Source organism: Gallibacterium trehalosifermentans (assembly GCF_042433055.1).
GTDB classification, from domain to species: Bacteria; Pseudomonadota; Gammaproteobacteria; order Enterobacterales; family Pasteurellaceae; genus Gallibacterium; species Gallibacterium trehalosifermentans.
The window spans coordinates 186,911-208,551 of record NZ_JBHLWB010000001.1 but is presented as its reverse complement, the minus strand read 5'-3'; the positions used below and the strand labels follow the sequence as shown (position 1 = coordinate 208,551).

Below are 21,641 nucleotides of genomic sequence, written 5' to 3'. Positions count from 1 at the left end.
GGAAAAATAGAGGGGCAAACATTTGGAGTCATATTTTAGGGTATGGATAGGATTATAATCATCTAAATGTTATAACGCAATAACATTTTTAATATTTTTTTAACTTTTCTTCTCTCCATGTGGGTTGCGGGTATCTGCATCTACTAGATTTCGCATCAATAGCGCATACTCTAATTGAACGTCTTCTGGTATTGGTATCAGTACAAAATGCCCATCTCCTAAAGCGGCGTCCACAGCTTCACCTTTACGATTAAACATCGCTTTAATTGTAAAAATAATGTTACCATTTGGCGTCATCATCTCCACTTCATCGCCTAATAGGAATTTATTTTTTACAGCAACTTCTGCCATACCATTGCGACGAACCCCTGTAAACTCACCAACAAATTGCTGACGGGCTGAAATTGAATAACCGTAATCATAATTTTGATATTCATCATGTGTATGACGCCGTAGGAAGCCCTCGGTATAGCCACGATGAGCCAATGACTCTAAAGTTGTTAATAAGTGTTCATCAAACGGTTTTCCTGCTGCTGCATCATCAATCGCTTTGCGATAAACCTGTGCCGTTCTGGCACAATAATAGAAAGATTTTGTTCTTCCTTCTATTTTGAGTGAGTGTACCCCCATATTGGCTAACGTTTCTACGTGTTGTACTGCCCGTAGATCCTTTGAGTTCATAATATAGGTGCCATGCTCATCTTCAAATGCTTGCATTTGTTCGTCTGGGCGTTGACTTTCAGTCAATAAAAAGACTTTATCTGTTGTTGCTCCCTCTCCTAATGTCGGCGCAACATTTTTAATTGGAATCAACTCATTGCTATCAACAATATTGCCAATCTCATCTTCTTGCCCTTCTTTCACTTGATATTCCCAACGGCACGCATTCGTACAAGTACCTTGGTTTGGATCGCGTTTATTAATATAACCTGACAATAAACAGCGTCCTGAATACGCCATACATAACGCACCATGTACAAACACTTCAATTTCCATATCAGGTACTTGACGGCGGATTTCGGCGATTTCATCTAACGATAATTCACGCGATAAAATGACTCGGGTCAATCCCATTTGATGCCAAAATTTTACACTTGCCCAGTTGACAGCATTCGCTTGTACCGATAAGTGAATCGGCATGGTTGGGAAATGTTCTCGCACTAACATAATTAAACCAGGATCAGACATAATCAACGCGTCTGGTCCCATTTCTATGACTGGCGTAAGATCTTTGATAAATGTTTTTAGCTTTGAGTTATGAGGTGCAATATTCACCACCACATAAAATTTCTTACCTAAAGCGTGAGCTTCATCAATGCCAATTTTCAGATTAGCATGATTAAACTCATTATTTCGTACACGTAAACTATAGCGAGGTTGCCCCGCATAAACAGCATCTGCGCCATAGGCAAAGGCATAGCGCATATTTTTTAATGAACCTGCTGGCGAAAGCAGTTCAGGCTTGTGATCAATTTTTGTTGTCATAATTCTCTCTTGTTCTGATCTCAGGTCAGGTTATGCCATCAAAGGCATAAATAATGGGGCATGAATTTTAATCAGCCACTGTGCGGAATGCAAGTGGCGATTGGCTAAGATTGAAGTGTGTTATCGAGCGTTTTCTCCCATAAGCATTGATTACCGCTTTTTTTATTAATCATCTCTAAATATTTCTGATGCGCGGCTAACTCATCTGCTGTTGGCATTAAAACCGTTAATTTTCTTTTTGCTGATGCCACGTTATATTCTTGTTCAATGAGTTGATCTGCTGTTGCTACAGTGGAGGGAGTAGGATCAACTTCTAGTTGTAAACTTACTTGCCCCCCCGTCATCGCTAAATAAACATCCGCCAAAATTTCAGCATCAAGTAATGCGCCATGCAATGTTCTTCGGCTATTATCAATACCTAAACGCCCACAAAGCACATCTAACGAGTTTTTCTTTCCTGGATACATCTGACGAGCAACCTTGAGTGAGTCCGTTACTTTACAGAGATCATCAGTTGTTATTTTTTGCTTTAATAAAGTAAATTCTTGGTTAATAAATGCCACATCAAACGGCGCATTATGAATCACCAATTCTGCACCTTTGATAAATTCAATAAACTCTTGCTCAATCTCGGCAAAGCGTGGCTTATCTGCTAAAAACTCATTCGTGATACCATGAACTTCTATTGCTGCAGGATCAACTTCACGATCAGGTTGTAGATAAACATGAAAATTGCGCCCTGTATGGCGTCGATTTAATAATTCTACTGCCCCAATTTCAATAATACGATGTCCAATTTGTGGCTCACTTCCACCACTCATTCCCGTTGTTTCTGTATCAAGAACAACTATTCTATTCTCATCAATTTGCATACTTTATTTTTCTTTTCTTAATGAATTCTCTATAATTCCGCCTATTTTAACAATTCAGATACTATTATGCGAAAAAAAATTGAGATTTTTACTGATGGCTCTTGTTTAGGAAACCCTGGTGCTGGCGGGATTGGTATTGTCTTGCGCTATAAACAGCATCAAAAAAAGATCTCTGCAGGCTATCACCTCACAACCAATAATCGTATGGAACTATTGGCTGCCATTACTGCATTAAATGCGCTCAAAGAACCGTGCGACATCACGCTATACAGTGATAGCCAATATTTACGCAAAGGGATAACTGAATGGATCAGCCAATGGAAACGTAATCAGTGGCAAACAAGCCAGAAAAAAACCGTCAAAAATCAAGATTTATGGATAGCATTAGATCAGGCTGTTCAAGTTCACCATATTCATTGGCAGTGGGTAAAAGGACACGCTGGGCATCTAGAAAATGAATTATGTGATCAATTAGCTAAACAAGCAGCGGCTCACCCAACGCTAACTGACAATGGCTATCAAGCTGAAAATTAATCAGAGGAATATCCTTTTAACGTCAATTACTCCCCTAAAAATACGCTTGATTGCCATTTTACAAGCGTTGAATAGCCACCAGACTTCAGCCATTCAACTCAGATTAAGACGCAATACGATTAACCAATTTAAATAGCAAGGAATCTGCCATTTTTGATAACTGCGTAAAATCGCCTTGCTCCACCAGTTTGGCATTATCCATCACGATCACCTGATCAAACTGAGATAATCCTGTTAAACGATGGGTAACCATAATAACCGTTTTATCTTGGCAATAGTCAAGCAATAATGCTAACACTTGCCGTTCGGTTTCTCGATCTAGCCCCTCAGTTGGTTCATCTAATAAAATGATCGAAGCAGGTGATAATAACACGCGAGCAATACCCAAACGGCGTTGTTCACCACCTGATAAGGTGCGTCCCCCATCACCTAACCACGTTTCCAATCCTTGTTCTTGCGCTAATAAATAACCTAATCCAACTTTCGTCAATAATTCCACAAGTTGTTCATCAGTCGCCGTTGGATTAGCCAATAATAAATTCTCACGCAAGGTATCGCTAAAAATATGTACACGTTGCGTTAATAAAATCATCTGCTCTCGTAACGTTGCTTCACTATATTCTGCTATCGGCTTACCAGCTAACAAAATATCACCTTGCGTTGGTAAGTAGTTGCGAATGAGCAGTTGTAATAAGGTCGATTTACCACTGCCAGTTTTCCCCAAAATAGCGATTTTTTGCTGTCTAGCAAGCGAAAAACTAACATCATCTAACGCTTTTTCTGGCATATCTGGATAAGCAAAAGAAAGATGCTCAAATTGAATCAACTTCTCGTGTGGCACAAACTCAGTTACTGTTCCATCAAATTTCACCAAAGGTTGTTGGGAAATAATCTCTGTTACGCGTTCTGCCGAAGCAATCACTTGTCCTAAATGCAAAAAGGCGGCACCAATCGGCATTAAAATTTCAAATGACGCTAACGCAGCAAACGTTACTAAGGCGATTAAAGCAAATTTAAAATCCCCCTCACCCATAGGTGTTGCAGCGGCTAACCACAAAGTAACCACTACAATTACTCCATTCACAAATAACAAAATCGCACTAGATAGCCCCGCAAGTTGCGCTTCTCGTTGTTGTCCTTGCAGCCATACCTGTTCGGTTTGTTGTAATTGTTGTGTAACCCGATCGGTCGCATTAAACAACAATAATTCCGCTTGTGCTTGGATATATTCCACAAATTGGCTACGATATTTTGCTCGATTTGCTGTTAATGTTGCGCCAAATTTTTGCCCCAAGCGATAAAATACTGTGGGAATCACACATAATAAAAAGAGCAAGCTGCCTGCAATAAACCACGCAATTTTAACATCAAGAAAACTGATCCCAATGCCAATAAAAATGATCATACAAATTGCGCTCACAAATGGTGCAAATAACCGCAGATACAGCGTATCTAATGTATCCACATCTGCAACCAAGCGATTTAACAACTCACTATTACGATAACGGCTTAGTACCGCTGGGCTTAACGGAATAATTTTAGCAAACACCATCACCCGTAGTTTCGCTAAAATTTCAAAGGTTACATCATGCGTAACAACCTTTTCAAAATAACGTGCTGCCGTTCTGCCAATCGCCAATCCTCGTACGCCTGCAGAAGGATAAAAGAAATTAAATAGAATCGATACCCCAGCTAATGCCGACGCTGCTAAAAACCAGCCTGAAAGCGTTAATAAGCCAATGCTCGCCGCCAGTCCTGTCAGCATTAGCACAATTCCCAATAATAGACGACTTGGGGAATGTTTAAACATTGCAAAAAAAGGAAGTAATGAACGCATTAAATTATCCTTAGTTAAGAACGGTTTCACGTTGTGCTAATAGATCGGCAAAATAGCCTTGATGTTGCAGTTCGCTAAAGGTGCCTTGTTGCACAATTTCCCCTGCTTGCATCACTAAAATTCGATCTGACTGTTTCAGATCTTCAATTCGATGTGTAATCATTAAGGTTGTTTTACCCTGACTCATTTGCTGTAAACTTGCCAATACTTGATTTTCTGAACGTGCATCTAAACTAGCTGTTGGCTCATCTAATAGCAGTAACGGTGTTTCTATTTTTAGTAATGCTCTCGCCACTGCCAATCGTTGAGCTTGCCCTACGGACACCCCTAAACCGCCATCTTGTAGCACTTTGTCTAGTAAAGGAATCAATTCTGTAACATAGGCTTGCGTCAAAGCAGATTTTAGCTGTTCTTCCGTTGCCTGTGGATTAGCTAAGCGTAAATTCTCACGAATCGATCCTTGTAACAAAAACGGATTCTGCCCGACCCACGCCAATTTATTACGCCACGATGTTACATTAAGCTGATTTAACTCAATACCATTGACCCGCAAACTCCCTTGATAGGGTAGAAATCCGAGTAACACATTCATTAATGACGTCTTACCCGCACCACTTTGCCCAACTAAAGCAACATTCTCTCCTGCATTAATCACAAAATTAAGTGGTTTAGTCAGTGGAACACCTTTTGGCGATAACACCACTAATTGATCTGCTTGCAACTGAATTGCATCTGTATTCAATTCCTGCTCACCTTGTTGAGCAATTAAAAAATCTTGAGTAAGAAATTCCTCAATCGTTTCCGCTGCGCCTACTGCTGCTGCTTTATCGTGATAGTAGGTTCCAAGATCACGCAATGGTTGATAAAACTCTGGAGCTAAAATTAAACAGAAAAAACCAGAAAATAAGGTAACGCTAGTCGCATATCCCCCAAAATTAATCTGTCCTAAATAACTAAAACCAAAATAAACCGCAGTTAACGCAATCGAAATGGACGTAAAAAATTCCAATACCGACGAAGAAAGAAAGGCAACTTTTAACACCTCCATTGTTGTTTCACGAAAATCCTCACTACGTTCTGCAATTTGTTCTGTTTGTTCTTTGGTACGATTAAAAATGCGTAAATTCTCTAATCCTTGTAAACGGTCCAAAAATTGCCCACTTAAGCGTGCTAACATATTGATATTCCGTTGATTTGCTTCAGAGGCTTTGATACCAACCAAGATCATAAATAGCGGAATTAAAGGTGCTGTTAATAATAAAATTAATCCCGCCACCCAATTAATCGGAAAAATCGCAATTAATAAAATTAATGGTGCAATCCCAGATAAATATTGTTGTGGTAAATAGCGTGCATAAAAATTATGCAAATTCTCGACTTGTTCCAATGCCAACGTTGCCCAGCTACCCACTGGGCGATAAGCTAATGTTGCTGGACCAACTTGTTCTAATTTATGCAAAATTTGCTGGCGTAGATGTTGGCGTAATAGCTTACCACTATAAAATCCTACTTTTTCTCGTGCATATAACAGCCCTGCTCGTATTGCAAAAATCAAGGGTAAGGCGAGAAAACTTTCCCATAACTGCTCTCGTGGTACACCAACAATAATAAGATTATGCAACAACGAAGCTAATAACCACGTTTGCACAACTAATAAAATGGTCGAAATAATCGCAAAAAGCAGATTGAGTTTAAGCGGTTTTTTAATGATTTGACTTTGCTGTCTAAGCCAAGTTTGCAGCTGTTTCTGGCGAGATTTATCCATAACCTAAAAAATCGAGAAAAATACAATAAAATCCCCTCAATAATGAGGGGGAATAAATAAAAAATACTATGCGTTTTGTGCGTCTAAGACATCAAGATAGCGTTCTGCATCTAGTGCTGCCATACAACCTGTGCCAGCAGAAGTAATCGCTTGACGATAATGTTGATCCATCACATCACCTGCGGCAAAGACCCCTTCAACAGACGTTGCTGTCGCATTACCTTGTAAGCCTGATTTCACCACAATATAGCCGTTATTTAAGGCTAATTGTCCTGCAAAAATATCGGTATTTGGCGCGTGTCCGATCGCAATAAAGACCCCCTCTACCTCCACCTTTTCTTGTAAATCAGATTGCGTATCTTGTAACTGTAAATGCGTTACCCCCATATTATCGCCACACACTTCGGTAAGCGTACGGTTAGTATGCAAAACAATCTTGCCCTCTTCGACTTTCTTCATTAAACGATCTAATAAGATTTTTTCACTGCGGAAGCTATCACGGCGATGAACAAGATGTACTTCTGAAGCAATATTCGCAAGATATAACGCCTCTTCCACTGCTGTATTTCCGCCACCAATTACCGCCACTGGCTTATTACGATAGAAAAAACCATCACAAGTTGCGCAAGCTGACACACCACGTCCTTTATAAGCCTCTTCTGACGGTAAGCCAAGATACTTCGCTGAAGCGCCTGTTGCAATAATTAACGCATCACAGGTAAAGGTTTGGCTATCTCCATAAAGGGTAAAAGGGCGCTTAGAAAGATCTACTTGATTGATATGATCGAAAATAATTTCTGCCTCGAATTTTTCTGCGTGTTCTAGCATTCGCTGCATTAACTCTGGACCAGTCGTTTCACCTGCATCTCCAGGCCAATTCTCAATTTCATTAGTAGTTGTTAACTGCCCACCTTGTTGTAATCCTGTTACTAATACTGGCTTTAAATTTGCTCGTGCCGCATAAATCGCTGCGGTATAACCTGCTGGACCTGATCCCAAAATTAATAATTTACTATGCTTACTTGTCATATTTTGCTCCGATGTAATTTGTTATTTATTCTGCTTCACAACTTAATAAAGCAATGAATAGACGAAACGGCGATATTTATTCGTTAATGGATCGCTATTCCCCATTGCCGACAAAATCGCAAGATACTGACGTTTTACCTCTCCCTCTTCAGCATTGAGATCTTTTTGTAAAATCGCCAATAATAAATTTAACGCCTCTTCATTTCGGTTCGCTTGATGTAATTGTACTGCTAATTTTATCGCAATTTCTGGGGTTGGATTACGTTGATAATCTTGCTGTAATTGTTGAATTTCTGGCGTATCTGCCGCTTGGATTAATAACTCAATTTGTGATTGTAGCCCTTGCCAACGACTATCACGATCCTGCAATGGAATCTGTTTTAAAATCTCCTGCGCAGGTTCAACTTTCTTCATCGCAATATAGGTTTCAGCATAAAGTAAGGCGACATCACTATTTTTCTTATCAGAAAGTTCCCACGCCTCTTTTAACAGAGGTAATGCTTGTTCGTAATTCTCGACAGCTAAATAATCTAATGCTTGATTAAATTTGATTTCATCTTCTTTTGGTAAAATAACGCTTAAACGTTGCTGTAACTCTTGTTCTGGTAACTCGCCTTGAAAGCCATCAATAGGTGCGCCATCTTTAAATAAATAGGTGGTTGGTAATGCTTGAATTCTGAATTGTGCTGCAATCATTGGTTCAGTTTCGCAATTCACTTTAGCGAGAATAAATTGATTAGGATATTGTGTAGTTAATCGTTCTAATCCAGTAATAAAATTTTGTGAACTACTGTCTGTCGTGGCATAAAATACAAAGACTAATGGCTGTGTTTTCCCCATTTCTAACACTTCAGGCAAATTTTGTGTATTCACCTCAATAATTTGTTGCATATCAATTCCTTTGTTCATCTACAAAATTTGCTAAATTCTAGCAAAACTACCACCATTTTTCAGTAACTAAAAGTGATCATTTAAAGATACCTTGAGTTTGTTAGTGAGGTTATAAGTAAGTTTTTTGATTATTGATAGATTTAGGTTTTGTCCTAAAGGACGAACCTAAATATCTATTTAAGTAAAAACAAAGCAAAAATTAATTATGATAATTTTATTAACAAATTTAGTTTTAAACTCAAATCGCTATAAATGTTCACGGTTCCCTTGTGCCTTGCCCGAATGCAGGAAAGATTTTTAGGCAAAAAACGTCTAATTTTTCTGAGTTTTACGAAGAAAAATATCAGTTTTTTGCCGCTCGAAAAATCTTGACGAAATAAGGAATTAGCAAGGCACTAGGGCGTGCTTTTTTTGCTTCGTTTTTTTACACGAGTAAAAAAATGAAGTCGTCCTTTAGGACGAAACCTAAATCCAATAAAAATGCCACCTACTGGTGGCATTTTCATCATTGATTAACGCTTTAATGTTTAAAAGACCATTTTAAACGATACGCTCGGGGTTTGTTCTACTGAACCCTTACGGCTAGAAACATCATAACCGACAGACAAGCTCGCAAGTGGTGAAAGTTTATAATCCACGCTCACACCTGCACCAGTCGATAAACGGTTTTCTTGCGCACCTTGGGTTACAAAGGATTGACCTTTAGCACCTTGGAATGACGCTCTCACCGAAGCAGGTTCTGCCATCAAGTTGTAACCAACATTGGCATTTGCACCGACTAAAAGATTTGGTGCAACTTGCACTTTCACTTTGACGCCCACTTCACTAGTCATCGTCTCAAAACTTCCTGCGTCTGCATGTAAGTTTAAGATACCTGCGCCTTTTTCTGCGTACGCATTATTTCTTACCATACGGTAATCCAAACGTGCATAGCTTTCGAGTTTCACCGTATCAGAAAGGGAACTTGGTAAAGTTAACCCCAATCCTGCATAGGCAATTTTATTGCCATAGCTTGCGCTAGCAGTATTGCCCACAAAGCTAAATTTACGCTCTGAATCCACTTTGCTGTAACCCACGCCAGCCTTATAGTCTAACGCTAAGTCGCCAGCTAATGGCGTGTTACCATAGATACCTGTCTGTACGGTTTTGCTCTTCACGCTTTGTGCTGATGGTGATTCACGGCTAACTGCACTATCTTGTGCATAGCCAATCATCGCCCCAAAACGGCTACCGTTATAGCAGCGCTCCGCACCAATACCAAAACCATAGCTCTCATTATAATAGCCTGACGCACCTTTATATTGATGTTGTAAACGTTGGCTATGGAACGTTCTCACCCACGTTGGATTACCATCAAAATTGCTATACGCATCACACTGATAATTATAATCAGGCAATGTCGCTAACTGTTTGCTGCTATCGGCGATGATTTGGCTACTTGCTCCTGATAAGCTTGGTAACACAGAAACTAATGCCGCCGCTGTTTCATCATCATCTTTAATTCCATAGAAAAGTTTAGCCAATGGATCAGATGAATTATTTCTGAAGACATTATCTAATACTTTCGCCGCTCCTAACGCACGGGTTAAGCCTCGCTCACTAGCAATCTCAACTAAAGAGTCTTTTTCATAACGTGGCGTAAATGTAAGCCCATTCTCTGTATAGGTAGGATCGAAATTAAATAAGTTACTGGTATCTTTGATGTCATCAAATGTTCCTGTTAAATTACCTCCAGCGGTGATTGCGCTTAATACTTTCGACGTATCTAGATCTTCAACGCGATCGATATTCTTGGTATTTAACGTCAAGGTACCACCATTCAAGTTAACGTCGTTTTTCACGTCAAGCGTACCCACTTTATCTGGGGTAATCCCAATTTCAACATTACCATTTGGCTCAACGGTTAAACCACCAAGTTTAGTACCATTTTCATCAACAGATAAGGTGGCATCTTGATTTACCGTAACTTGGCTACCCGCTAAGTCTCCGCCATCTTTCATTGCTAAAGTACCTTTGTTCACATTGGTTTTCCCTGTGAAATCAGGATTTTGGTTGCTAACTTCTAATGTACCCTCACCGTTTTTATTTAATGCACCTCTACCACTCAGTGCCGCTGTTGGCGCAAGCGCAACGGTTTTATCTCCATCAATATCAAGATTGAGGTTACCATTAATTGCGATCGAATCACCCTCACCAGTATTCAAGCCATCAAACAACGGTCTTGCATCAGTTGGTTTTAAGTTGAGATTCCCTTTTTCGCCAATCGTAATGCTGGCGTTGTCATCATCAGTTGCTTGCGACGGATCAGAAACAATATTCGCTGCGGTTAAATCACCATTAACGGTTAAGCTACCTTTATTGACTTCTAACGCTTTATCGCCATTTTCACCAACTTTGAGGCTACCTGCTTTTGAATCTGCGTCATCGCTATCCTTGGCATCTACCGTTACGCTACCGCCATTAATTTTCGCTGACTTGTTCGCTGTTACCTCACCATTTTTCGCAACATTTAATGCACCGCTCTCATCAACAGATAAGTTATCGGCAACCATTTCACCCTCAACCACTAAAGTATCAGGAGAAGTGCTGTCATCACCGTCCTTATCCGTTTCTTTACTACCAACAGTTACACTCTCACTGTTTAATTTAGAGCCTTTTACAACCGTAGCCTTACCATCATTGATATTGGTTGCTGCTAAGGTGTTTTCTGGTGCGGTAAGTTTTAACTCACCCTCACCATTTTTGTTTAAGGTACCTTTATCGCCTGCTTCATTCGCGCTAATGCCTGCGGTGCTTGCTTGGCTTACGGTGCCATCTGCTGGTACGTCCACATTTAAGGTACCACCCACACCGATCTTGTCGCCATTTGCGGTATCAAATCCTTCAAATAAGGTATCGCCATCTTTCGGATTTAAATTTAAGGTTGCATTTTTAGCAATATCAATAAGCGATGGATTGTCTGTTGCTGGCGTGCTAGTAATATTTGCTGCGCTCACCTCACTATCAGGAGCAACCGCTAATTTACCGCCGTCCATTGCAATCGCATTTTTGACATCTAAGCTACCCGCATTGTCAGCATCACCAACATTAACCTCTGCATCTTTCTGCACGGTCATATCGTCTGCTTCCACAGTACCATTGTTAGTCAGTTTAGCGCTGCCTGCTTCACCCGTACCATCACCCACTTTAAGGGTATCAGTATCTAATGTAGCACCTTTATCAACGCTTACTTCACCATCTTTAATATCCGTGGTGTCAGCGGCTAATTCGCCACCAGTGATATTCACGTCAGCGCCGTTATCAGCGGTTAATGTACCAGCTGTGGTATTACCGCTTGACGTTAACTCACCGCCATCAACCGTTAAACCATTGTCAACATCTAAGTCGCCTGTGGTGGTTAAGTTTCCATCTCCGCTAACGGTTACATTATCGGCTTCCACCGTACCGTTATTGGTAAGTTTGGCACTATCTGGCTCACCTGTTTTATTACCCACTTTAAGGGTATTTGTATCTAATGTAGCACCTTTGCTAACGGTTACATTACCATCATTAATATTCGTGGTGTCAGCGGCTAATTCGTTATCTGTGATATTCACATTAGCACCATTATCAACATTTAATGTGCCAACGGTTGTAGTACCGCTTGAATTGAGTTCACCGCCCTTGTCAACGGTTAATGTGCCTGCGGTTGTGGTGCCGCTTGATGTTAATTCACCACCATCAACGGTTAAGCCATTTTCAACATCTAAAGTACCTGTGGTGGTTAAGTTTCCATCTCCGCTAACGGTTACATTATCGGCTTCCACCGTACCGTTATTGGTAAGTTTGGCACTATCTGGCTCACCTGTACCATTACCCACTTTAAGGGTATTTGTATCTAATGTAGCACCATTATCAACGCTTACTTCACCATCTTTAATATTTGTGGTATCAGCTTCTAATTCGCCACCAGTGATATTTACATCAGCGCCGTTATCAGCGGTTAATGTGCCTGCGGTTGTGGTACCGCTTGATGTTAATTCACCGCCATCAATCGTTAAACCATTTTCAACATCTAAAGTACCTGTGGTGGTTAAGTTTCCATCTCGGCTAACAGTTACATCATCGGCTTCCACCGTACCATTGTTGGTAAGTTTTGCACTATCTGGACCACCTGTACCATTACCCACTTTAAGGGTATTTGTATCTAATGTAGCACCATTATCAACGCTTACTTCACCATCTTTAATATTTGTGGTATCAGCTTCTAATTCGCCACCAGTGATATTTACATCAGCGCCGTTATCAGCGGTTAATGTGCCTGCGGTTGTGGTACCGCTTGATGTTAATTCACCGCCATCAACGGTTAAGCCATTTTCAACATCTAAAGTGCCTGTGGTGGTTAAGTTTCCATCTCGGCTAACAGTTACATTATCGGCTTCCACCGTACCATTGTTGGTAAGTTTTGCACTATCTGGACCACCTGTACCATTACCCACTTTAAGGGTATTTGTATCTAATGTAGCACCATTATCAACGCTTACTTCACCATCTTTAATATTTGTGGTATCAGCTTCTAATTCGCCACCAGTGATATTTACATCAGCGCCGTTATCAGCGGTTAATGTGCCTGCGGTTGTGGTACCGCTTGACGTTAACTCACCGCCATCAACGGTTAAGTTATCTTTAACCGCTAATTTGCCTGCGCTGGTTAAGGTTCCATCTCGGCTAACGGTTACATTATCTGCATTCACAGTACCGTTGTTAGTTAAAGCAGCTTTTTCATTTGTACCATCTGTACCATCACCAACATTGACAGCTTTACTATCTAATGTTGCATTTGCTGCGACCTCAACAGAACCTGCGTTAATATCTGTTTTTGGTGTTGTGGTTGTACCGCCATTTAAGGCAACTGCACCGCCATTAACGGTTAACGATTCTTCTGCATTTAACGTTCCAGTATTGGTTAATTTCGCATCTGCATTTACGGTTACATTTTTCGCATCAACAGTACCATTGTTAGTAAGTTTGGCATTTTCTTTGCCACCCTCTCCATCACCTACTTTAAGGGTATCGCTGTCTAGTTTGGCACCTGTCGCAACCTCAACAGAACCTGCGTTAATATCTGTTTTTGGTGTTGTGGTGGTACCACCATTTAAAGCAACCGCACCGCCATTAACGGTTAACGCTTCATCTGCTTTTAATGTTCCAGTATTGGTTAATTTCGCATCAGAATTTACCGTTACATTATCAGATTCAACCGTACCATTGTTGGTTAAACTTGCAGTGTTAGGACCACCTTGCCCATCGCCAACCTTAAGGGTATCGCTGTCTAGTTTTGCACCTGTCGCAACCTCAACAGAACCTGCGTTAATCTCTGTTTTTGGTGTTGTGGTTGTGCCACCATTTAAGGCTACTGCACCGCCATTAACGGTTAACGATTCTTCTGCATTTAACGTTCCAGTATTGGTTAATTTCGCATCAGAATTTACCGTTACATTATCGGATTTAACCTTACCATTATTGGTTAAAGTTGCAGTGTTAGGACCACCTTGCCCATCACCCACTTTAAGGGTATCACTGTCTAGTTCTGCATTGGCTACAACCGTTACATCACCATCATTAATATTTGTGGTATCTGCGGTTACTTTGCCAGCAGTGATATTCACATCAGCATCATTATTAACGTTTAATGTGCCAGTATTTGTCGTTCCGCTTGAAGTTAAATCACCGCCATTTACTGTTATGTTATCAGTAGCCGTTAATTTATTCGTATTGGTTAAATGACCATCACCATTTACCGTTACGCTAGTCGCTTCAACCGTACCATTATTGGTTAACCCTGCGCTATTATCATCACCGTTGCCATCGCCTACTTTCACCGTATCACTGTTCAAGGTAGAACCGCTTTCTACCGCAAGCTTACCATCATTAACATTAGTTGTTGCTAAGGTGTTGGTTGGTGCAGTCAGTTTTAACTCACCCGCACCATTTTTGTTTAGCGTACCTTTCTCGCCTGCTTCATTTGCGCTAATGCCTGCGGTGGTTGCTTGGCTTACCGTGCCATTTTCTGGTACTGCTACATTTAAGGTACCGCCCACACCGATCTTGTCGCCATTCGCAGTATCGAAACCATTAAATAAGGTATCGCCATTGGCTGGGTTAAGACTTAACGTACCCGCCGCTGCGACATCAATAACTGCTTTGGTTGCCTCAGTTGGGTTTGCATTTGAGGTAATATTTTTCGCAGCTAATTCACCGCCAGTTACACTAAGCTTACCGCTATTCAAGGCAATATCATTAGTTCCAGCATCAAGTTTACCGCCAGAAACTGCCACATTACCGCCATTTACCTCTGCGCCTTTGTTTGCTGTCAAGGTACCCGCAGTTACATTCAGATCCCCTCCAGCAACCGTGATCTTGTCATTTGCGGTTAAGGTGCCTGCGGTATCCACTGCACCATCAGCGTTAACCGTTAATGCGCCACCAACCGTTGCAGTTGCGCCTGCTTGAATATCAAGCTTCGCATCTTTGCCATCTGCGCTGCTGTTACCGACATTTAACGGACCATTGTTAGTCAAGGTTGCGTTACTTTCAACCGCTAATGTCCCTTTGTTAATGTTAGTAGTACCACTGGTTAAGTCGCCTTGTTTCACATTCAACTTACCATTGTCCACATCAACTTGACCAATGCTGTTGCCCGTTGCGGTTAAATCAAGGGTACCCTCGCCTGCTTTGGCTAAGGTTCCTGTACCTGAGAATGGCGCATCTGCATTTTGTTCTACGGTTTTACCTGCTGTTGTATTAACAGTCAGTTTACCCGCAATATCGATAATATCTTTGGTCGCATCAGTGCCATCTTTGGTATTTAAGCCCTCGAATAACGCTTTGTCATCGCTTGGGGTAAGGGTTACGTCCGCCCCGCTAGCAATTCTCACTTCCGCTTTTTGCTCATTATTTGCATCGTCTGAAGAAATAATATTACCTGCAGCGAGTTTCCCTTGAACATCTAATGTACCCGCATTTAACTCAAGGTTTTTCGTGCCATCTGCGCCGACTTTCAGGCTACCCGCTGTTGCATTTTCGCCTGTGCCTGCTGGCTCAACGGTTACGGTACCACCGTTAATTTTGGCGCTCTCTTTTGCGGTTAACTCTGTGCCTGATTTAACATTTAACGCATCACCAGTAACGGTCAAATTATTAGTAGTGAGGTTCGCCGACACATCTAAAGTACCGTCATTTACATTGACATTGCCAAAAGTGTTTTCTGCTTTTAGGTCTAACTCGCCATTACCGTTTTTATTTAACGTACCCTCGCCAGTAATTTTCGCATTGGCATTTTGTGCTGTCGTTACGCCTTCTGCGACATCAACATTTAAGTTACCATTCACAGCAATTAAATCGCCTTTGCTAGTATCAAAGCCTGCGAACAGTTCGCCATCAGTTGCGGTTGGTTTTAATGACACATTCCCTGTTGAGCCTACGGTAATTGAAGCATTGTCGTTATCATCATCGCGAGCCTCATTTGACTTAATATTACTCGCCGCTAAATCACCGTTAACCGTTAAACTTCCAGAATTTAAGGTTAAGGCTTTATCGCCATTTGCGCCGACTTGGAGGCTACCTGATTTAGTGCCAGTTGTGCCTTTATCGTCAATCGTTACTGCGCCGCCGTTGATGGTTGCACTCTGTTTTGCAGTTAACTTGCTGTCTGCGTTAACATTTAACGCATCGCCATTAACGGTTAGGTTATTGGTAGTGAGGTTCGCCGACACATCTAAAATACCGTCATTTACATTGACATTGCCAAAAGTGTTTGCTGCTTTCAGATCTAACGCACCGTTGCCCTCTTTATTTAGGGTACCTGCTCCTGTAATGCCTGCGGTGCTGTTTTGCGCCACGCTTGCACCATCGGCAACGGTTACTTTTAACTCCCCATTCACGTCGATGCTGTCGCCTTTGCTGGTATCAAAACCATTAAATAAGGTTTCGCCATTTGCAGGGGTTAAATTTAACTTGCTGTCTGCGCCAACACTAATGGTTGCATCTTCTGCATTGCCATCAGCTGCGGTATTTGAAGTGATATTTTTTGCGTCTAATTCACCACCTGTTAAAGTAAGGTTTCCGCTATTCAAGGCAATATCATTAGTTCCAGCATCAAGTTTACCGCCTGAAATTGCCACGCTACCGCCATTTACCTCTGCGCCTTTGTTTGCTGTCAAGGTACCCGCAGTTACATTGATATTACCACCTGCAACCGTGATCTTATCACTTGCGGTTAAGGTGCCTGCGGTATCAATCGCACCATCACTGTTAACTTTTAATGCACCACCAACCGTTGCAGTTGCACCTGCTTGAATATCAAGTTTCGCATCGCTGGTACCATCGCTGTTACCCACATTTAACGCCCCTGTATTCTTCAAGGTTGCGCCACTTTCAACCGCTAATGTCCCTTTGTTAATGTTAGTGGTACCACTGGTTAAGTCGCCTTGTTTCACATTCAACTTACCATTGTCCACATCAACTTGACCAATACTGTTGCCCGTTGCAGTTAAATCAAGGGTACCCTCGCCTGCTTTGGCTAAGGTTCCCGTACCTGAGAATGGCGCATCTGCATTTTGTGCTACCGTTTTACCTGCTGTTGTATTAACAGTCAGTTTACCCGCAATATTGATAATATCTTTGGTCGCCTCAGTGCCATCTTTGGTATTTAAGCCATCGAATAATGCTTTGTCATCGCTTGGGGTAAGAGTTACGTCCGCCCCGCTAGCAATTCTCACTTCCGCTTTTTGCTCATTATTTGCATCGTCTGAAGAAATAATATTACCTGCAGCGAGTTTCCCTTGAACATCTAATGTACCCGCATTTAACTCAAGGTTTTTCGTGCCATCTGCGCCGACTTTCAGGCTACCTGCTTTCGCATCTTCGCCTGCGCCTTGTGGTTCAACGGTTACGGTACCACCGTTAATTTTGGCGCTCTCTTTTGCGGTTAACTCTGCGCCAGATTTAACTTTTAACGCATCGCCATTAACGGTTAGGTTATTGGTAGTGAGGTTCGCCGACACATCTAAAGTACCGTCATTTACATTCACATTCGCAAAAGTATTAGTGGCTTTCAGATCTAACGCACCATTGCCCTCTTTATTTAGGGTACCTGCTCCTGTAATGCCCGCTGTGCTGCTTTGCGCCACGCTTGCGCCATCGGCAACGGTTACTTTTAACTCCCCATTCACGTCGATGCTGTCGCCTTTGCTGGTATCAAAACCATTAAATAAGGTTTCGCCATTTGCAGGGGTTAAATTTAGTTTGCTGCCTGTGCCAACGCTAATGGTTGCATCTGTATCGCCATCAACTGCAGTATTTGAAGTGATATTTTTCGCGTCTAATTCACCACCTGTTAAAGTAAGGTTTCCGCTATTTAACACAATATCTTTGCCATCGGCATTGAGTTTACCGCCCGAAATTTCCACGCTACCGCCAGTTACCGTTGCGCCTTGTGTGGCGTTGAGGGTTCCATTGGTAACTTCAACATTCCCGCCTGTAACATTTAGGGTACCGTTTGCGGTGGTGGTGCCTGAGTTTTTCAGTTGTCCATCAGCGTTTACGGTCATCGGTCCATTGATAGTTGCGGTACCTTGTACCTCAAATTTCGCTGTATTTGTCGTCTGTTCAGGATCTGAGTTTGGTTTCGCTTGACCATCACCGATATTCACGGTATTCCCAGTAAATGACGCACCTTGCGCAACGGTTACCGTACCATCGTTAAGATCCATTTTTTCTACGGTGGTGGTACCGCCGTTTAACGCCACATTCCCTGAAGCCACCACTAACGCCTTAGTCGCTTTTAAGGTGCCAGCGCCAGTATTGGTTAACTTGCCATCAGATTTAACCGTGATAGTTTCTGCATCAACCGTCCCTAGATTTTCTAACTGTGCGCTATTTTCGCCATCTTGTGCATCGCCGACACTGATAGTTGGGCTGGTTAAGGTTTTGCCCGCTTTTACTTGCAACTTACCATTATTAATATTGGTCGTTGAGATGCTGTTATCTGCGTCTAACGCTAATGTCCCTTTGCCTGTTTTATTAAAGGTTCCAGTACCAGTAAATGCCGCATCTTCTTGTTGTGAAACGTCGGCATTCTCAGCCACATTTGCGTTCCATGTACCATTAATGGTAATGGTGTCGGTTGCAGCGGCTTTTTTGAAGTTTTCAAATAGGGTATCGCCAGTAACTAAATTTGTGGTTAAGGTGCCGCCCTCGTTTACGGTAACAGTCGCTTGATCATCACCAGCTGCATCAGTGGTTTTAATATTACCAACTGTTGCGATTCCGCCATTAGCCACGGTTAAGGTACCGTTATTCACTTCCACATCACCAGAATCGTTGCCAGTTTTCGCCGTAGTTAATGTGCCATTAACGGCTAATTTCGCCACATTTGGATCGGTTGCAAAAGTCGATTTATTATCAATTAAGACATCGCTGGTTCCCTCGATTTTGCCATCAACAATTAATTCACCGCCCGATACGGTAGTTTTGCCACTGTGGGTTAAATCGCCAGTTGTGGTGGTGGTGTGCGTGTTTGATTTTTCAAAGTTACCTGCACCATTGATATTACGGCTAAAAGTTTCGTTAGCATCAAAATTAAGTTTTAATGTCCCTTTTTTAGTGTCGCTTGTACCAGTTGAAATCGCACTTGTGCCACGTCCCATTGCAGCAAAGCTATCAAATTGTAGCGTGCCGCCAGTGATAGAGGTGTTGCCTGAGAAACTATTATCCTTATTATTGACTGTAGTGGTGCCTGCACCGTCGTGGATCAAGTTCCCTTCGCCAGTGAGTAGGTTATCTAAAGTATAGTCATTGCTACGGTTAACTTTTAGGTTAGCACCACTACTAATCGTAACATTGCCAGTTCCAAGGTCGCCTGTTGCACCATCGTTGCCCACTTGTAAGGTACCAGAGATGATATTGATTGCACCCGTATAGTTTGCATTATCATTGGTCAATACGGTCATTCCTGAACCTGCTTGCTCCAATGTACCTGAACCTGAAATTTCATTATTTACGATATATTGATTGCTGCGCTTAATAATTAAATTAGTGCTTTCCGCCAATGAAACACGCCCTGTACCAAGAATCCCCGTTTCTCTGTTATCCCCAACCTGTAATGTCCCTTGTTGTACCTTAGTTTCCCCTGCATAGGTATTATCGGCTAATAAGGTTAACTGACCTGTCCCTGTTTTGTTTAATGTAGCAGAAGCGTCTGTCCCTTTTAACGACGCAGTATTAGCAAAGGTTAATGTTTTACCACTTTCTACCTGCACAGTTGAGGTTGCAGCTAAATTTAAATTATCATTTGCATCCCAATCTTGAAAGATAGTATATGAGTCCTGTGCAACTAAAGTACCGCCGTTAAAGTTAAAGCTTGCACTTTGTCCATTAGCAGTCCCTCGTTTTAAACGGTTGTAAGGTGAAGCTGTTCCCGCTAAGGTTAGTGTACCGCCCTGATTTAATGAAATAGAAGATCCACCATCAAGGCTAGTTTGATCATTTGAGGTTACTGTAGTGCTAATATTTAACGAAGATGTACCAGCCAAACTTACACCTTTATTTAAAGTTATGTCTCCACCAGACGCTGTCAATGAAGAGTTACCATTCATGGTTACGCTCTCATCAAAGGTTAAAGTACCAGCAGATGAGGTCAATGCAGCATTGTCATTTAAGGTTGTTGTGCCAGAAATCGTGTTTTTGTCACCTGAAAAATTTACCTTAGAGTTAGCACTCGCAGTGATCGCTTTAAATGTTGTAGTACCGCCCTCAACGGTTAAATTTGCAGTATGATTTAAGGTTGCTGCATTACCAAACGTTGCAGTCTCTACACCATTTTTCACAGTTAATGAAGACGTATTATTCAGATTGGTTCGATTAAATGACACCATACCAGAATTAAAGATTAATGCTGCATTATCGGTCGCAGTTGTTGTACCTTCAAATGTTACAGTTGAATTGGTAGAGGAAAAATTAACATTTTTATTAAAATTCGCATTACTATTAAAGGTTATCGTACTATTGTCAACAGTAGCATTAACATGCATATCATCCTTATCATGCCCTTTAAAAGTTGCTACACCATTAAAGGTTACATTACTGTTATTGCTAACAGCCATATCAGAAGCATCTAAAATCTCACTCACTTTTTGGAAGGTAACCGTACTATTATCAACCATAAATTTGGTTTTAATTGCTAATTTAGTATAGCCTCCGAACGTAGCCGTACTATCTTGAACAGAAAAATTTGTTTTTTCTGTCATTATAAAAGAATCCGTTGTAATGAAATTCCCCCCCCATTACTTCAATAGCCGAGATAGTCGGTTCATTTGAGTTAGCCGAGTCTGGGGTACTCCTTGGCGAACCTTTTAATAAACTAGCACCTCCAAATTGTAAGGTGGCATCATCTACTCGAAGAAGATAAGGGTGAGGATTGTTCCGTTTACCTGTAAAATGTCTTTCTATTGAATTAGTAATTGCAATATTGGCTTTATCTTGAATAATTAATGTCCCAGCACTATTATTTGCTCCCAACTGTATTATTCTTTTACCAAAATCTGGTACTACTGCTTGTATATCTGCTAGGGTCGCACCTTCTTGAGCGGTTAAGCTTCCATCTCCACCATATGTCGTACCGATATATAAATATCTACCACCTACACCAACCGCACCTGATTGCTCTACTTTAGCCGCAACTACAACCCCACTAATTGCACTTAAACAAAACAACGCTAACAGCTTAATCTTAAAATATTTCCCTAATGTTATTAGCTGAATAGTTTGCCCATTGGTAACGACAGACGATCCTTTTTTCCCGTGGCTTTTACCTAATTCTGATACACACTGCCATGCCCCTTTTGCCACATTCCAGACGATGCGATAAATCTTATTCATTAATCATCTCCATTTTTATGAATTACGTAAAAAAATTTAAAAATAATTTCGTTGTTGTTTGTCTTAATTTAAAAAGGGGTGGATTGTAACAAATCCCCCCCCCCAGAAGCCAGAAAAAACAAGCTGTTAGCAGGAAAAAATGCCCCATTTGCCTAATTAAAAGGCAATAAATACCCATAATGAGGTATAAACTCACCTTTCTTTCGCCCTGACAATCTATAATTTTCTTTAACTTTCTATACAAAAAGATTTATCCACTTCCTGTTTAACATTTTGTGTATAATTCGCGGGTTACAAATCAGCAGAGAAA

General features: G+C 41.3%; 9 protein-coding genes. 1 reads left to right on the top strand and 8 read right to left on the bottom strand.

Features of this window, described 5'->3' with window-relative positions:
- Positions 1-99: 99 nt before the first annotated feature.
- Together trhP and dnaQ are read right to left on the bottom strand one after the other, a co-directional pair.
- Positions 100-1,485 (bottom strand): prephenate-dependent tRNA uridine(34) hydroxylase TrhP, encoded by a 1,386-nt coding sequence (trhP, locus tag ACFFHK_RS00940; RefSeq protein ID WP_382367917.1) that lies wholly within the window; start codon positions 1,483-1,485, stop codon positions 100-102.
- Positions 1,486-1,589: 104 nt separating this feature from the next.
- A complete protein-coding gene (gene dnaQ / locus ACFFHK_RS00935) occupies positions 1,590-2,357 on the bottom strand; it encodes a DNA polymerase III subunit epsilon (RefSeq protein WP_382367914.1) in 768 nt (255 codons plus the stop codon).
- A gap of 66 nt (positions 2,358-2,423) precedes the next feature.
- Here dnaQ and rnhA point away from each other — a divergent pair, with 66 nt between their 5' ends.
- On the top strand, positions 2,424-2,891 hold the full coding sequence (rnhA, locus tag ACFFHK_RS00930; protein ID WP_382367911.1) for a ribonuclease HI: 468 nt from the start codon (positions 2,424-2,426) through the stop codon (positions 2,889-2,891).
- 103 nt (positions 2,892-2,994) lie between these two features.
- Here the strand turns inward: rnhA and cydC are convergent, their stop codons facing one another.
- The 6 genes from cydC to ACFFHK_RS00900 all read right to left on the bottom strand — a co-directional run bounded on the left by cydC (position 2,995) and on the right by ACFFHK_RS00900 (position 21,331).
- Entirely contained in the window at positions 2,995-4,728 is a 1,734-nt protein-coding gene (cydC, locus tag ACFFHK_RS00925) for a heme ABC transporter ATP-binding protein/permease CydC (protein WP_382367908.1), read from the bottom strand.
- A 10-nt stretch (positions 4,729-4,738) separates the two neighbouring features.
- Complete coding sequence (cydD, locus tag ACFFHK_RS00920; RefSeq protein WP_382367905.1) at positions 4,739-6,493, bottom strand: heme ABC transporter permease/ATP-binding protein CydD; 1,755 nt, start codon at positions 6,491-6,493, stop codon at positions 4,739-4,741.
- Between the two features lie 66 nt (positions 6,494-6,559).
- Positions 6,560-7,522: a thioredoxin-disulfide reductase gene (trxB, locus tag ACFFHK_RS00915; protein WP_382367902.1), complete on the bottom strand. Its 963-nt coding sequence runs from the start codon at positions 7,520-7,522 to the stop codon at positions 6,560-6,562.
- A 42-nt stretch (positions 7,523-7,564) separates the two neighbouring features.
- Complete coding sequence (locus tag ACFFHK_RS00910; RefSeq protein WP_382367899.1) at positions 7,565-8,413, bottom strand: co-chaperone YbbN; 849 nt, start codon at positions 8,411-8,413, stop codon at positions 7,565-7,567.
- Positions 8,414-8,940: 527 nt separating this feature from the next.
- Positions 8,941-20,700, bottom strand: a complete 11,760-nt coding sequence (locus ACFFHK_RS00905) for an autotransporter-associated beta strand repeat-containing protein (RefSeq protein WP_382367896.1) — start codon at positions 20,698-20,700, stop codon at positions 8,941-8,943.
- A complete protein-coding gene (locus ACFFHK_RS00900; protein WP_382367893.1) occupies positions 20,666-21,331 on the bottom strand; it encodes an ESPR domain-containing protein in 666 nt (221 codons plus the stop codon). The genes ACFFHK_RS00905 and ACFFHK_RS00900 overlap by 35 nt, the downstream gene beginning before the upstream one ends.
- Between the last annotated feature and the right edge of the window lie 310 nt (positions 21,332-21,641).

Excerpts from the sequence above, each read along its gene's own strand:
- dnaQ (WP_382367914.1), bottom strand. The coding sequence starts at position 2,357 with ATGCAAATTGATGAGAATAGAATAGTTGTTCTTGATACAGAAACAACG.
- cydC (WP_382367908.1), bottom strand. The coding sequence starts at position 4,728 with ATGCGTTCATTACTTCCTTTTTTTGCAATGTTTAAACATTCCCCAAGT.
- rnhA (WP_382367911.1), top strand. The coding sequence starts at position 2,424 with ATGCGAAAAAAAATTGAGATTTTTACTGATGGCTCTTGTTTAGGAAAC.
- trhP (WP_382367917.1), bottom strand. The coding sequence starts at position 1,485 with ATGACAACAAAAATTGATCACAAGCCTGAACTGCTTTCGCCAGCAGGT.
- ACFFHK_RS00910 (WP_382367899.1), bottom strand. The coding sequence starts at position 8,413 with ATGCAACAAATTATTGAGGTGAATACACAAAATTTGCCTGAAGTGTTA.
- cydD (WP_382367905.1), bottom strand. The coding sequence starts at position 6,493 with ATGGATAAATCTCGCCAGAAACAGCTGCAAACTTGGCTTAGACAGCAA.
- ACFFHK_RS00905 (WP_382367896.1), bottom strand. The coding sequence starts at position 20,700 with ATGACAGAAAAAACAAATTTTTCTGTTCAAGATAGTACGGCTACGTTC.
- ACFFHK_RS00900 (WP_382367893.1), bottom strand. The coding sequence starts at position 21,331 with ATGAATAAGATTTATCGCATCGTCTGGAATGTGGCAAAAGGGGCATGG.
- trxB (WP_382367902.1), bottom strand. The coding sequence starts at position 7,522 with ATGACAAGTAAGCATAGTAAATTATTAATTTTGGGATCAGGTCCAGCA.